This is a genomic window from Bacillus cereus group sp. MYBKT111-2, from assembly GCF_051915205.1.
In the GTDB taxonomy this organism is placed as follows: Bacteria; Bacillota; Bacilli; order Bacillales; family Bacillaceae_G; genus Bacillus_A; species Bacillus_A paranthracis.
Genome location: NZ_JBQAEG010000006.1, coordinates 248,929 through 262,527, shown reverse-complemented (window position 1 = coordinate 262,527; position 13,599 = coordinate 248,929). Strand labels below are relative to the sequence as shown.

The following is a 13,599-nucleotide window of genomic DNA, read 5'->3' as shown; positions in this document are numbered from 1 at the left end:
ACGATTACTTACTCATAACGAAGTGCTTCAATTGGATCTAATTTCGCAGCTTTGTTTGCTGGAATTAATCCAAAGATAATACCGAGTGTCATAGAGAACAGTACGCCTCCAACGACAACTTCCCATGAAACGAGTGGTGGCCATTTTGCGAATGTAGAAACGATATATGCTCCGCCATATCCAAGACCAATTCCGATCAAACCACCTAGAAGCGTTAACATAACTGCTTCAATTAAAAACTGTAATAAAATTTTACTACGCGTTGCTCCAAGTGCTTTACGTATCCCAATTTCGCGCGTACGCTCCGTTACAGATACGAGCATAATGTTCATAACACCAATACCACCAACGACTAGTGAAATACCCGCGATACCACCAATGATCATCGTCATAATGTTAGTAACTTTAGAAACTCCTTCTTGGAATTCTTTCAAGTTTACTAATTCATATTTACCTGGAATTTCACTTGGCTTACGACTATTTAGTACATCAACAGCTTGTTTCCCTGCTGATTCTAAATCGTCTACATTTTTAGATTGAATTGCGATACTTTGAATTTCATCTGTTCCGTATAAAACAGGCCATAACGTAATCGGAATTAACCCTTCTTCCATTTCAAATCCCATAAACTCATTATCAGATGTATACACACCGATAATTTGCATCGGTTGTCCTTTCATCTCAATAATTTGTCCGACTGGATTCACGTCCTTAAATAACGTTTCCTCTGTCTTTGTACTAATCATCACAACGTTATTTGCATGAGAAATATCTGATTCGTTTAAAGTACGTCCCTTTACGACCTTTACTTTATTAACCGCAAAATATTCATTATCAAGACCAATAACATTCAGATTTGCTTTTTTATCATTTACATCAAGCACCTCTGTCGTCTGGTTTGTCGTAATAACATGTGAAACATCTTTCACTTGTTTTACTTCCATAATATCTTCTTCCGTTAACTTCGGTATTTCAAATCCACCTATAGCAAACTCATCATTAATATCTGGTTTAAACTGAATTGGCATAAGATTATTACCAGAACCTGCGATTTTTGACTTCAGCATCGCTTCCCCGCCTTGCCCAATTGCAACGACAGTAATAATCGAACCAACACCGATAATAATACCTAGCATCGTAAGAGCTGAACGCAGTTTATGAGCTAAAATAGAAGAGAGGGCAATTTTTATACTATCTAGTAAACTCATACCGCACACCTTCTATCTTCTGTAATTTTCCCGTCTCGCAGTACAATGCGGCGGGAAGAATACGCTGCTACTTCCTCTTCATGCGTTACCATAACAATTGTTGTACCTTCTGCATTAAGCTTCGTGAAAATATCCATAACTTGCTCACCAGACTTCGTATCAAGCGCACCAGTTGGCTCATCGGCCATAATGAACGTTGGATTATTCGCAATCGCTCTTGCAATTGCGACACGCTGCTTCTGTCCACCTGACAATTCGTTCGGTAAATGATGCACGCGATCTGCTAATCCAACTTTACCAAGCGCCTCTAAAGCACGCTTGCGACGCTCTGCCTTCTTTATGCCGCCATATACGAGCGGAAGCTCAACATTTTCGACTGCCGAAAGACGCGGAAGCAAATTAAAGTGCTGAAACACAAAACCGATATATTCATTACGAATTAAAGCAAGCTTTGACTCGTCTGCTGTTAAGATATTCACATCATTCAGCATATATTCGCCTTCTGTTGGACGATCTAAACAACCGATAATATTCATAAGCGTTGATTTACCAGAACCAGACGGTCCCATAATCGAAACGAACTCGCCGCTCTGAATCGTTAAACTAATACCATGCAAAATCGGCACTGCCAATTTTCCTTGATAATACGTTTTAGCAATATGATTTAGCGTAATCATTTCTCTTTCACTTCCATTCCGTCATACACATCGTCGGAAGGATTTTTAACCACCTTTTGCCCCACTGTTACGCCTTCAGTAATCTCTGTCCAGTCCCCATCAGTAGAACCTTTTTTCACATTTTGTTTACGAAGCTTTCCTTTATCCTCAACATAAACAAATGCATCATCATCTTTTTCTACAATGCTCTTAGTCGGAACAGCAACCATCGTCTTATTCTCTAAATTTACTTGCAGAGAAACGTGATAACCTGGAGATAAACCATCTTGACTATCAAGGCTTGCTTTATATGTATATTGAGACATATTTTGAGTCGCTTCGCCCATACCGCCTGCTTGCGCCACCTCTGCACTCGTTGGGAATTCACTTACTTCTGTAATTTTACCTGTCCACTTCTTCTTATTATTTGCTTTCGCAGTTACAGTAAATGTTTGATCCTTTTGAATTTGTGATTTTTGAAGCTCCGTTAACGTACCTTGAATTTGGAATGGATCTTTAGAAGCCACTTGTAAGAAGGCTTTCCCTTGACCACCTAACGCTTGAGATGAGCTTTGCGCCGCATCTTTATCTAACTTTTGAACAACACCAGCAAAATTACTATAAATCGTAAGCTCTTTCTGCTTTTTACTTAACTCTTCTTTCTGCAACTTCCCTTTTTCTTTCTCCAGATCCGTTGTCTTTTGCGCCATCTCCAACTCACTTACTTGCTCTTCCATCGGATCTGTTACTTCTTTCCCAGCTCCGCTATCTTTCGCTTTCTTAATTTCTTTCTTCAGCGAATCAATTTTCTTCTTCCCTTGATCATAACGCATATCTGCCATCTTCTGATCAAGCTCAGCTTGCTTCATTTGAAGATTAATCTCTTCATTATCATAAGAGAATAACTTCGCACCTTTCTCAACCTCTTGTCCTTCTTTTACCTGAATATCTTTCACTTTTCCTTTAGTCGGATCCGCATAAAAACTTTCAATATTCCCAGGTTTCACCTGACCAGAAATTAACTTCGTATTATTCAGCTTACGCTCCGTTACCTTCTCGAAACTTACAGCATCAGCAGATGTTGATGCCCCCTTCTTCTTACCTTGCATAACAAAAATATTAACTGCTGCTACAATAACAATTAGTGCAATAACCCCGATAATAATCCATTTCTTCTTCTTGTTTGGAGTACGAACCGTATTTGGTACCATAGTCTCTCTCCTTTTTATAACTTAATAGTTTAATATAAAATTGTATAAAACTTTCTGAAAATGAATTACATATTATTACATTCTTTTTACAAAGTTTTACACATCCATTTATATTGTAACAAAAATTCCAATGATTAGAAATATGACATTATGTCTTTTAAGATAGATTTAAGGAAAGATTATAGTAATATAAGAAAAGCTATCGTTTATTAATAAACTACTTACCAAGATAAATTCTTAAAATCATTTTCCTAATTGCACCACTGCCATTTTTGTCATATATATTTGACATTTAATTTATTCAATTATAAAATGTCACATATACATGACATTCTGGTACACAAGGTCTACAACTATTAATAGGAGGTTTATATTTGAATAACGTTAAACAATATCGAAAATCTGAAGGTCTATCGCAGCTAGAATTAGCTAAAAGAGTTAAAGTGGCGAGACAGACAATAAACTTAATTGAAAACAATAAATATAATCCCTCTTTAGCCTTATGTATCGAATTAGCAAAAGCACTAAAAACAGATTTAAACAGTTTATTTTGGGAGGGAGAGTAAATGATGAAAATTGAATGGAAAGAAAGAGTTTATAATAGTTTTGTTGGAACAATGAGTGAACGAGATGAATATCAAAAACAAGAAATCAATAAAGAATTATCTGTAGCTGGAATTGGTTTATGGTGGTTAAATATGTTGGTCATGCTTATTATGTTACTTGTTGATACTATGAACCATACAATATCTATAGGAACTATATTAGTTTTTCTGCCTAATATGATTTATGCTAATTATTTAGCCTTTAAATTTAAGAAAAAAGGTTTAAGTGATACTGAATGTGCAACAAAAGAAGAATATTTGCAACACAAGAAAAAATTAAGAAAAGCTGGCTTAAAAGCAGGTTTGCTTTGGGGCTTTCAAATGTTTGTTTTTATGAATTATATCCTTCCCTATGTAGGTTCAGAGGAAATCTCTATTTCTTTATTTGATGTTGTACTTTGGAGTTGTGCCGGTGGATTTTTTGGTCTAACTATGTACGTAATTGGTTTATTAAATCTAAAAAAATTATATTAATGAATAAAAATCATTTACATATTAAACTGCAATTTTACATACTTATTTTCCTCGTATAAAAATATAAAAGCTATCCAGTATATAAACTGGATAGCTTTTTAAAATGAAATATTATGCTACTTTAGAAGCTTTTCTCTCATGTCCTATTTGAACAATCAATAAGAATATTGTTGATAAAATACCACCTGCTAACAGTAACATGAAGCAACCATCCCAACCAGAACGATCAACAATAATACCAATTGCGGCGTTTGCTATGAAACTTCCTCCAACATAACCGAACAGACCACACATACCAACTGTCGTACCTACTGCAAATTTCGGTACTAATTCCATTGCACTTAAACCGATTAAGAATTGTGGTACATAAATTAAACAACCGATAATAGAAACTGCAATACTCACAACTATAATATTAGTTGCTTGCCAATACACGATTGTTCCAACAACAACCCCAGCCATACTTATAACACATAACGGCATACGTTTCCCTTTGAATAATTTATCACTTAAAAAACCGACAATTAAAGAACTTGGAATCGCTGCTGTTTCAAATATTGAATAAGCAAAATGCGCCTCTGTTTTTGTAAAACCTTTAACTGTTGTTAAATAAATTGGTACCCAGTTAATAACACCGAAACGAATTAAGTAAACAAATGCATTCGCAATACATAAGAACCATACAAATTTATTTTTCACTACATACTTCATTAAGATTTCTTTTGGTGACATCTTGTTAGCGTTATCTACTTTTTCAAGCTCTTCATAGTCATTACGATATTCATCAATTGGCGGAAGACCTTCTGATTCTGGTGTATCTTTCGCATTAATCCAAACAAGAACTGCAATTACCATTGCGATAATCGCTGGGAAAATAAATACGCCACCTTGCCAATGACTTTCCCCAAAAATACCTACACCAATTCCAATGAATGGCGGAACAAGTAATGCTCCAACGTTATGTGAAATATTCCAAAGACCTGTTTTCGTACCGCGTTCTTTCTTTGAAAACCATTTCGTCATAACGATACTACAAGGTGGTGCACCCATACCTTGCACAATACCGTTTAGAACAAGTAATGTTAAAATCATCCCAAAGGAAGATGCATAGCCGAAACAAATATTAACAAGTCCAGATAAAAATAAACCTACTGCAATAAATCGTTGAGCAAATGCCTTATCAGATAAATTACCCATAAAGAATTTACTAAGTCCGTAAACAACAGCCATTACTGCACCCAATAACCCAATTTGTGTAGTGCTAAATCCGAACTCATCAACTAAATATGTAGTAGATAAATTAAAATTACTACGAACTAAATAATAAGCAGCATATCCAACTGAAATTCCGATTAACACACGAATACGTAGTAATCGATATACACGGTCGATCATATCCGCAGGCAATCTTTCAATTGCAGGTGCTGGCTTGAGCCATTTAAACATATTCTTTCGTCTCCTTTTCTCACTTCTGAGAGAGACGTTGTCTATTCCATATCTCGATTATTCCACTATTTGATATATGTTGGTTCGTTCTTCTAACCGGCTGTCCTTCTAGTTCTTTCTCGTTCTTCGCAAACATCGTTGGCACGCCAAACGAAACCTTTTCTAAAATGTGACCCGCTTCTTCTGATAAACAATAATCAATAAATAAATCCGCAATAATACCGTTCGGTGCACGTTTTAGTTTCGAAATCGCATTAACAGATAGCCCTGTTTGCTCAGGTACGATACTTACAACTGGAAAGCCTTGTTTTTGAAGCATTCTTTGATCTCCCATGAAGTTGATGCCTATCATATATTCACCACTCGCAACAAGCTCTACTGGCATGTAACCATTTACCGTTACTTCACCAACTTGCCCTGCAAAGTTCTTAACATATTCTTTCGCTTCCTCTTCACCTACAGTATCAATAAGCGATTGAAAAAACGTATATGCTGTTCCTGAAACATTTGGATCTGGCATAACAATCTTTCCCTTATATACTGGATTTAATAAATCTTGCCACCTTGATGGATAAGGAAGTCCAAGCGGTGCTAATTCTTCGTTCCACCGCTCTTTATTGATTGCAATTGCCAGCTTCTCTACTTCATAACCGTACCAATAACCATCTTTATCTTTCACAGTTTTTGAAATACGGTTCGCATGCTGACTCGTAACAGGAATAGATAGATTTTTTTGCTTCATCATTTGATGCGCGTCTACCGTACCGCCAATAATAATATCCGCTTTCGGATTTCCAGCTTCCTCTTCTACCCTCCGAAGAAGCTCTTCTGTCGAAAGACGAATAAATTCATACGTACAGCCGCGTGGTTTACAAAATGATGAAAGCAACGCTTCCCCAACTTCCTCGCGAGCCGCTACATACGCAACAAGATGACGATCATTCAAAATAGGGAGACCACTTTTATTATATTTAATAGAGGTCGTATCTCGAGAGCAACTAGACATCGCTCCTCCAATTACTAGCAAAAAGAAGAAAAAGGCTATCTTTCTCATGACACATTCTCCTTTACAAATACATTTGCGAGGGAGCTTTTCATATACATGACATTCCCATTATTATCACCGAGATATTGCACAACAAAATACGATGGATACACAGAAATAGTAAGAATGTCTTCACGCTCATTCTTTATACGCTTACCAGTTTTATAAGCGGTAATATAAGCAATCGGTTCATTCTGCGATTGTAATAACTTCTGAATTTCTCCGTAATCTGTAATTTGCTTTGCATACCGAATCGAATCAAGTATGTGCGTAACATTCACCGCACGTTCTACATCACCTTGACGTACTATGACATCCTGTGCTGACGCAAAAAAATCATGAATACGTTCTGGTGTGTAATACAGGCTTAACAAATACGTTTGCAATGCTGAAATCATTGGATCCGTACCATTCTTTCCGTACATATCAGCCCCGTACTGGAACAAGTCACCTACTGCAAAAGTACGTTTCTGTCCATTCAAGTACGTTACTTCTCCAGTAAATACTTGTTCTTGATTCTTAACTTCGCTCGGATTGATTTGAATTCGGTCAAAGAATGAAACAATCGTATGCAAACGAACTTCATCCGTTATAACAATTTCTCCCCACTTTTCATGCCTAACCTTCATTTCAGTAGGCAGGGATTCATTCACTCTTTGTAAAACAGCTTGTTTGTCATTCACGATTGTGATCCGATTATATATTTGCTTCTCCATCACATAAAACAAAATAAGAGAAACAATTATACAAAAGACAAACATAAGAATTTGAAATGATAGCCTTTTCATTTCTGCCTACCTCCAAGATAAAAAAACGTTGTTTCGAAAATACCGCATAATTGTTTCATAAATGTATCATTTAACCGCTTTCAAGTTTTTTATGTCTTCCATCCGTCTCGGAAGTAAGAATGTAATAAATATGGTAGTACCAACCTCTTCACTACTCTCAATTCGCATACTTCCGCCCTGCTTATTCATAATCTCCTGACAAATATACAAACCATACCCATTCCCGTAACTAGAAGAAAGTACCTTCCCTTCTGGCGATTCATTCCACTCTGCCAGCACCCCTTCATCGATACCAATGCCATCATCATGAACAAACACCTTCGCCTCACGTTCATTTACAATGACATTCATACGAATTTGCGTAGCATCGCTATATTTTATCGTATTATCAAGCACATTTAAGAAGATCTGTTTCGTCTTATCGAAATCTGCAACAACATGTACATCTGTTAACTCATTGATAACTTCAATCTCAAATTTCTGCAGGCGAGGTTTCACAATTGAAACTGCTTCTTCGGCTAATTCCTTTATATTCACAACTGTAGGTGATATTTCAAACGTACTCGTTCCGTACTTTGAAGACTTAAGTAATTCCTCTACAAGTGACAATAAACGCTCACTTTCTACAGCCACATAACGCAAGCTCTCCTTTACATCTTCCTTCGCTTTTAACTTCGGAATTAAATCCACATAGCCAATAATTGCCGTTAGCGGTGTTTTCAGCTCATGCGTAATGCGGTCTAGGAAATCTTTCTGCTTCTCTTTCTCCTCTTTCAATTGCTTAATATGCAGTTCAATTCCATCGGCCATCGCATTAAAAGATGCGGACAGCTGAGCAATTTCCACATATTCATTTAGCTCAATCTTACTTTTATAATCACCATTCGCAAGCCGGTGTGCCATTTGTCTTAACTGATCAATCGGCTTATGGAGAGACTTTGCCAAACGAATTGCAAAGAAAATACCCGCAGCTACGAGACAAAGAGACGTCATTAAGAACGTCCAACCGACATTTGTTAAAACTTCCTTCTCACCCGTTAACTCGTTTATAAAACGAACACTTCCAATGACATCGTTTCCATAATACACTGGGCTTGAAAACAAAAGAATTGGAGCCGGGTCTCCCTCTTCAAAAACATAAGATTTCTTCCCCTTCAAAGAGCTCTCAATATCAATATTCCGATGAAGAAGTGCTCCTTTTTGTGTATCCGCCACAACATCTCCATTCTTCCCAATCATCTGTACACGGACATCCATGCGCTTCGCTAAATACGAAGCAATTAAAAGTGAATTCGAACCGAGCGTCTCTACCTCTGCTTCCTTCTCTAAATAATTCATCGTATAAATTTGTGCTTCTACACTTAACTTTTCTAAAGAATTTGCCGCATTATGATACATATTCTTTTCTAACGTAATATAAACAACTGCGTACAAAAGGACAAAAATCGGGATTAACAGTCCAACGATTCCAAACACCATATTTCTTTTTAAAGACATACCATCACCACTTAACAATCCAGTTTATAGCCAACGCCATAAATCGTCTTAATATATTCCCCGCTCTTCCCGAGCTTCTTCCGCAATCTTTGCACCATAATATCAACCGCTCTCGTATTTCCGATATACTCAAATCCCCATACTTTCTCAAGTAACTCATCTCTCATAAATACACGCTGCGGATTAGAAACAAACAACTGACATAAATTAAACTCTCTGTACGTTAACTGAATCTCTTGCCCACTCACATGCACTTTTCTTTCCTTAGGACAAATCGTTATCTCTCCCGCTCCGATTACTTCATGGCTTACCGTTACCTCTTTCTTCTTCACGCGGCGCGTCATATTCTTAACCCGAAGAATAAGCTCCGCATAATTAAACGGCTTCGTCACATAATCATCTGCACCAAGCTGCAAACCGAGCAATTTATCATTCATCTGACTCTTCGCAGTTAACATGAGCACTGGAATATCCCGATCCTTCTCCCGGAACAAACGAAGTAACTCATACCCATCTGTATCCGGAAGCATAACATCCAAAATCAAAACATCCGGCCCTTCATTCCATCTCTCTAAAGCTTCTCTCCCGTCAGCCGCCGTAAGCACTTCATATCCTTCCATCTCAAGCTGCATCCGAATCAAATTACGAATACTCGACTCGTCATCCACTACAAGTATTTTCATTGTTCTCCTCCTTCCATCCTGTATTATAGTACAGTTTAGTATAGCAAAAATCTTATAAAAAAAGAGAGGGTATTGTCGAACATATTTTGTCGACGATACCCTCTCCCCTTTTATTATTTAGCTACAAAATAATCCGTTACATATTGTGCCCAAACTTCATGACCTTTAGCAGTTGGGAAACCAAACTCTTCTTTTAAGTATGGTAGGATAGCCTTTGTTGTTGCATCTGGCCACGCTCCCCAATGATCAATATATGTATAATTATTTTGCATCGCAAATTGTTTTAACGCTTCAATCGCTTTCGGATAATTCTTCGCACCATACACTGGGTTTGGTGGTTGAATCATAATCGTAGCACCCTTCGCACTAGTAGAAAGTGCTTGTACAAATTTCTGCGTACTCGGAACTGAGTTTCCATTACCAGTCTTACCATTGTCGGTAATAAATGGTGGCTCGAATAAAATCACATCTGGATTTTCTTTCGCAATCTCTTTATCACGCTTATTTGCGATTAACTCTTCTGTACTTTCACCCTTATATTCTTTGACTGTCACATTCCATAACCCTTTACCATAAGAAGCATCTAGGTTAGCAGTTAACTTAGCTGCCCAAGCATCTTTTGCAGATGAAGAAGCTTCATCACCAACAATAACAAGATTTACTGCCTTTTTATCCTCAGCAGCTTTCTTTACCTTCTCTTTCACTTCATCTGGTAAATTCTTCGCATATGCTTCATTAAAAGATGACTTTGCATCTTGTTTCTTCTCTGCTTTCTTCGCCCCACTATCTTTCACTTCAGACTTCGCTTTCGTTACTTCACTCGTCTGTCCCGTCGCATTCGCAATCTTCTTATTCCAATATAATTTACCACTCACAACCGAAGCGACAAACAATACAAAAATAACTAGGACAAGTACTGCTTTCTTATTCATCGATTCACCTCATCTATTATTCTCACAACATATAATACTAATATAAATTCACGCAAAAATAAACCCAACTCCTACCAAAGGAGTTGGGTTATTACATATTACTTAGTCACTTCAAGATGCGCTCTTAACTTATTCGTTAAATCTTGTTTCGCTGCATCTGGAACATAGTAGTACCAAATACCATCAGCGGCTTTGTGACCGTCACCTGGAATTTGAATATCCTCACTATTTTTCAAGCAATCTTTATAATTCTTTTGCATATCAAACATTTGATCTTGTGTTAAGTTTGTCTTCACATTCTTTTGAATCGCTGTTAACACATCACCATAACTTGATAAAGAGGAGAAACTTGCGCCTTTCTTAATAACAGCCTGCATCACTTGACGTTGACGCATTTGACGCCCGAAGTCGCCGCGTGGATCTTCTTTACGCATACGTGTGAATGCTAGAGCTTGATCACCAGTTAAGTGGATATTCCCTTTTTGGAAGTGCTTTCCTTCTAGAGAAAACTCTAAATCATTATTTACATCTACACCGCCTACTGCATCGACAATATCCTTAAATCCTTCCATATTCACTTCAATATAGTAGTTAATAGGTACATTTAAGAACTTTTCTACAGTTGCGACAGACATATCTACTCCACCAAATGCATAAGCATGGTTAATTTTATCACTTTTCCCTTTTCCAACAATTTCAGTATACGTATCACGAGGAATACTTACAGTTTTCATTGAATTATTTTTAGGGTTTAATGTAATAAGCATTAAAGAATCTGAGCGGCCTTTATCATCACCACGTTCATCGGCTCCTAATAATAGGATTGAAACTGGTTCAGATTTACTAATCTTTTCTTCTTGTTTATTATCTTGATCACGTTTTAATGGTTTATGAACTTCATCTAATGTTTTTGAGACTTTTGAATATACATTATAGGCATATACTCCACCGCCTATAATTATTACTCCTATAATCCCCAGTATCCATAATAGGATTTTCTTTTTCACTATCTTAACCTTCTTTCCACTTGTAAATTAAAGATTTTGTTTATATTCAATTAAATTACTATACCACCAACAAACCTTATTATATAACAAATCTAAAATCTCACTAGTAACCAATCCAAATTTCTTTCTTAACCTTATCACCAAAATCAATTATTTTTTACTCGCTTAAAAGATAACTTAGGGCTAAAGTATGGGCTTTGGCAATATCAACTATATGAATACTATCTTTTTTCATCGTAATATATCCCTTATCCCAAAATTTCCCCAGCTGTGTATTCGAGCTGACAAACATCGCTGGAATAAAATTATATCCCTTACTTATTCCATCACCCTGAACATTATAATAACGCGTTAATACATACCTTAAATTATATACCTTATAAAAACCTTCTAATATTTGTTCAGCAGTTAGACTAGTACCACCTAATCCTATGGAATATTGTTTATACTTTTCCATCATAAGATTTTTATAAGACATATGCATAGAAACTATTTCTTCAGAAAAGATAAAATATTCCACCTTATATTCTAACATTTTATGAATTAAACCTACCATACTATCCTTATCATCCTTTTTACAATACACAACAGCTTCAATACTATATCGAGAAAATATCAAATCCAATTCTTCAATATTATGGAAATTACACCTTTCGAACACTACCTTATGATCAATCCCGTCTTGATAATTAGCAGTTGTCTTTCCTAACACTACAACCCTGTATTGCTTTGTTCGTATTTCCCTCACAATATGCCTACCTATATAATCGGTACCACCAATTACTAATATCATATTAATCCCCTAAATAATAAAGGTGATAATACAGTTTCTTGTACTATCACCTTTTATTTTTATAAACTACTTATTTATCGTAGCCAGGCTTAATCTATTTTTAATTACGCCAATAACTCTATCCTGATCTTCAATTGTCATGCTCGATCCTGATGGCAAACATAACCCTTCGCTAAATAATTGCTCCGAAATATTTTCGGTTTCACTATGCTGATAGTACTTTGTACCTTGGAATACTGGTTGTTTATGCAATGGCTTCCAAACTGGACGTGCTTCAATATTCTCATTTGATAAAGCCTCAATAATATCGAGATATGTAACCCCTGTTATTTCACTATTAATAAGTAGCGTTGAAAGCCAACAGTTTGGTACAGCATCCTTAAATTCCGGCATAAATGTAACGCCTGGTATCTTACCTAAAGCCTTATTATATCCTTCAAAGATATTGCGACGGGCTTTTACACGCTCATCTAATACCTCTAATTGTGCTCTACCAACCCCTGCAACAATATTACTCATTCGATAATTATATCCAATATGACTATGTTCATAATGAACAGCTGGATCGCGGGCTTGCGTGGATAAGAAACGGGCCTTTTGAATAGCAGCTTCATCATTTGATACTAACATTCCCCCGCCAGATGTAGTAATTATCTTGTTACCATTAAAAGAAAAAATACCAAATTTACCAAATGAACCTGTTTGTTTTCCTTTATAAGTTGTACCCAAGGACTCAGCTGCATCCTCGACAACAGGAACTCCATATCTATTACAGATCTCCATAATTTCATCCATCTTTGCACTCTGTCCAAATAAATGAACCACAATAACTGCTTTAGGCAGTCTTCCAGCTGCTTGTTCCACTTCAAATGCCTTTTCAAGGGCTAGCGGGGACATATTCCATGTTTCAGGTTCAGAATCTATGAAAATAGGTTCTGCTCCTTGATATGCAATTGGATTTGCACTTGCTGCAAAAGTTAAAGAAGAACAAAAAACAGTATCTCCTCGACTAACTCCTAATAACTCCAAAGCTAAATGTATAGCCGCTGTGCCCGCACTAACCGCTGCCGCACTTTTTACACCAATGTACTCAGCAATTTGATGTTCAAAAGCATCTACGTTAGGACCTAATGGTGCAATCCAGTTCTGCTCAAATGCCTGATTTACATATTTCTGTTCATTTCCACTCATATGTGGTGGTGATAAAAAGATTCTTTTCTTTTCCATGATTCCATTACACTCCTTAACGTAAGG

The 13,599-nt window shown here is 36.6% G+C and carries 14 protein-coding genes; 2 read left to right on the top strand and 12 right to left on the bottom strand.

What is annotated here, in order from left to right:
• Positions 1-8 precede the first annotated feature (8 nt).
• From ACTFNE_RS18740 to ACTFNE_RS18730, 3 genes are read right to left on the bottom strand one after another with little or no spacing between them, the layout of a single operon-like run.
• Entirely contained in the window at positions 9-1,208 is a 1,200-nt protein-coding gene (locus tag ACTFNE_RS18740; protein WP_000054376.1) for an ABC transporter permease, read from the bottom strand.
• Positions 1,205-1,885, bottom strand: a complete 681-nt coding sequence (locus tag ACTFNE_RS18735) for an ABC transporter ATP-binding protein (protein WP_000631600.1) — start codon at positions 1,883-1,885, stop codon at positions 1,205-1,207. Before ACTFNE_RS18735 ends, ACTFNE_RS18740 begins: the two co-directional genes overlap by 4 nt.
• The gene (locus tag ACTFNE_RS18730; RefSeq protein WP_270705763.1) at positions 1,882-3,075 is read right to left on the bottom strand and encodes an efflux RND transporter periplasmic adaptor subunit; all 1,194 of its coding nucleotides are present in this window, start codon (positions 3,073-3,075) and stop codon (positions 1,882-1,884) included. Before ACTFNE_RS18730 ends, ACTFNE_RS18735 begins: the two co-directional genes overlap by 4 nt.
• Before the next feature lie 374 nt (positions 3,076-3,449).
• Here ACTFNE_RS18730 and ACTFNE_RS18725 point away from each other — a divergent pair, with 374 nt between their 5' ends.
• Positions 3,450-3,641 carry a helix-turn-helix transcriptional regulator gene (locus ACTFNE_RS18725; protein WP_061131837.1) on the top strand — a complete coding sequence of 64 codons (192 nt, stop codon included), beginning with the start codon at positions 3,450-3,452 and terminating at the stop codon, positions 3,639-3,641.
• A complete protein-coding gene (locus tag ACTFNE_RS18720) occupies positions 3,642-4,154 on the top strand; it encodes a DUF3278 domain-containing protein (RefSeq protein WP_270705761.1) in 513 nt (170 codons plus the stop codon). It abuts the gene before it with no gap.
• 111 nt (positions 4,155-4,265) lie between these two features.
• Here ACTFNE_RS18720 and ACTFNE_RS18715 read toward each other — a convergent pair whose 3' ends face one another.
• The 9 genes from ACTFNE_RS18715 to ACTFNE_RS18675 all read right to left on the bottom strand — a co-directional run bounded on the left by ACTFNE_RS18715 (position 4,266) and on the right by ACTFNE_RS18675 (position 13,572).
• Positions 4,266-5,600 (bottom strand): MFS transporter, encoded by a 1,335-nt coding sequence (locus ACTFNE_RS18715; RefSeq protein WP_000477581.1) that lies wholly within the window; start codon positions 5,598-5,600, stop codon positions 4,266-4,268.
• A gap of 19 nt (positions 5,601-5,619) precedes the next feature.
• Positions 5,620-6,654 carry an ABC transporter substrate-binding protein gene (locus tag ACTFNE_RS18710; protein ID WP_074543805.1) on the bottom strand — a complete coding sequence of 345 codons (1,035 nt, stop codon included), beginning with the start codon at positions 6,652-6,654 and terminating at the stop codon, positions 5,620-5,622.
• The gene (locus tag ACTFNE_RS18705; RefSeq protein ID WP_270705759.1) at positions 6,651-7,433 is read right to left on the bottom strand and encodes a DUF3919 family protein; all 783 of its coding nucleotides are present in this window, start codon (positions 7,431-7,433) and stop codon (positions 6,651-6,653) included. The genes ACTFNE_RS18710 and ACTFNE_RS18705 overlap by 4 nt, the downstream gene beginning before the upstream one ends.
• 66 nt (positions 7,434-7,499) lie before the next feature.
• On the bottom strand, positions 7,500-8,930 hold the full coding sequence (locus ACTFNE_RS18700; RefSeq protein WP_270705757.1) for a HAMP domain-containing sensor histidine kinase: 1,431 nt from the start codon (positions 8,928-8,930) through the stop codon (positions 7,500-7,502).
• An 11-nt stretch (positions 8,931-8,941) separates the two neighbouring features.
• Complete coding sequence (locus ACTFNE_RS18695) at positions 8,942-9,613, bottom strand: response regulator transcription factor (RefSeq protein WP_086405274.1); 672 nt, start codon at positions 9,611-9,613, stop codon at positions 8,942-8,944.
• Between the two features lie 113 nt (positions 9,614-9,726).
• Positions 9,727-10,545 carry an SGNH/GDSL hydrolase family protein gene (locus ACTFNE_RS18690; protein ID WP_109631340.1) on the bottom strand — a complete coding sequence of 273 codons (819 nt, stop codon included), beginning with the start codon at positions 10,543-10,545 and terminating at the stop codon, positions 9,727-9,729.
• Positions 10,546-10,643: 98 nt separating this feature from the next.
• On the bottom strand, positions 10,644-11,552 hold the full coding sequence (gene tagU, locus ACTFNE_RS18685; protein WP_270705755.1) for a polyisoprenyl-teichoic acid--peptidoglycan teichoic acid transferase TagU: 909 nt from the start codon (positions 11,550-11,552) through the stop codon (positions 10,644-10,646).
• 157 nt (positions 11,553-11,709) lie between these two features.
• Positions 11,710-12,345, bottom strand: coding sequence for an NAD-dependent epimerase/dehydratase family protein (locus tag ACTFNE_RS18680; RefSeq protein ID WP_270705754.1), 636 nt, complete (start codon positions 12,343-12,345; stop codon positions 11,710-11,712).
• A 66-nt stretch (positions 12,346-12,411) separates the two neighbouring features.
• On the bottom strand, positions 12,412-13,572 hold the full coding sequence (locus ACTFNE_RS18675; protein WP_270705753.1) for an aminotransferase class I/II-fold pyridoxal phosphate-dependent enzyme: 1,161 nt from the start codon (positions 13,570-13,572) through the stop codon (positions 12,412-12,414).
• Positions 13,573-13,599 lie beyond the last annotated feature (27 nt).

Bases quoted from the DNA above. Each gene is read 5' to 3' on its own strand.
- ACTFNE_RS18720 (WP_270705761.1), top strand. From the start codon at position 3,642: ATGATGAAAATTGAATGGAAAGAAAGAGTTTATAATAGTTTTGTTGGA.
- ACTFNE_RS18700 (WP_270705757.1), bottom strand. From the start codon at position 8,930: ATGTCTTTAAAAAGAAATATGGTGTTTGGAATCGTTGGACTGTTAATC.
- ACTFNE_RS18695 (WP_086405274.1), bottom strand. From the start codon at position 9,613: ATGAAAATACTTGTAGTGGATGACGAGTCGAGTATTCGTAATTTGATT.
- ACTFNE_RS18740 (WP_000054376.1), bottom strand. From the start codon at position 1,208: ATGAGTTTACTAGATAGTATAAAAATTGCCCTCTCTTCTATTTTAGCT.
- ACTFNE_RS18675 (WP_270705753.1), bottom strand. From the start codon at position 13,572: ATGGAAAAGAAAAGAATCTTTTTATCACCACCACATATGAGTGGAAAT.
- ACTFNE_RS18710 (WP_074543805.1), bottom strand. From the start codon at position 6,654: ATGAGAAAGATAGCCTTTTTCTTCTTTTTGCTAGTAATTGGAGGAGCG.
- ACTFNE_RS18680 (WP_270705754.1), bottom strand. From the start codon at position 12,345: ATGATATTAGTAATTGGTGGTACCGATTATATAGGTAGGCATATTGTG.
- ACTFNE_RS18730 (WP_270705763.1), bottom strand. From the start codon at position 3,075: ATGGTACCAAATACGGTTCGTACTCCAAACAAGAAGAAGAAATGGATT.
- ACTFNE_RS18705 (WP_270705759.1), bottom strand. From the start codon at position 7,433: ATGAAAAGGCTATCATTTCAAATTCTTATGTTTGTCTTTTGTATAATT.
- ACTFNE_RS18690 (WP_109631340.1), bottom strand. From the start codon at position 10,545: ATGAATAAGAAAGCAGTACTTGTCCTAGTTATTTTTGTATTGTTTGTC.
- ACTFNE_RS18715 (WP_000477581.1), bottom strand. From the start codon at position 5,600: ATGTTTAAATGGCTCAAGCCAGCACCTGCAATTGAAAGATTGCCTGCG.
- ACTFNE_RS18735 (WP_000631600.1), bottom strand. From the start codon at position 1,885: ATGATTACGCTAAATCATATTGCTAAAACGTATTATCAAGGAAAATTG.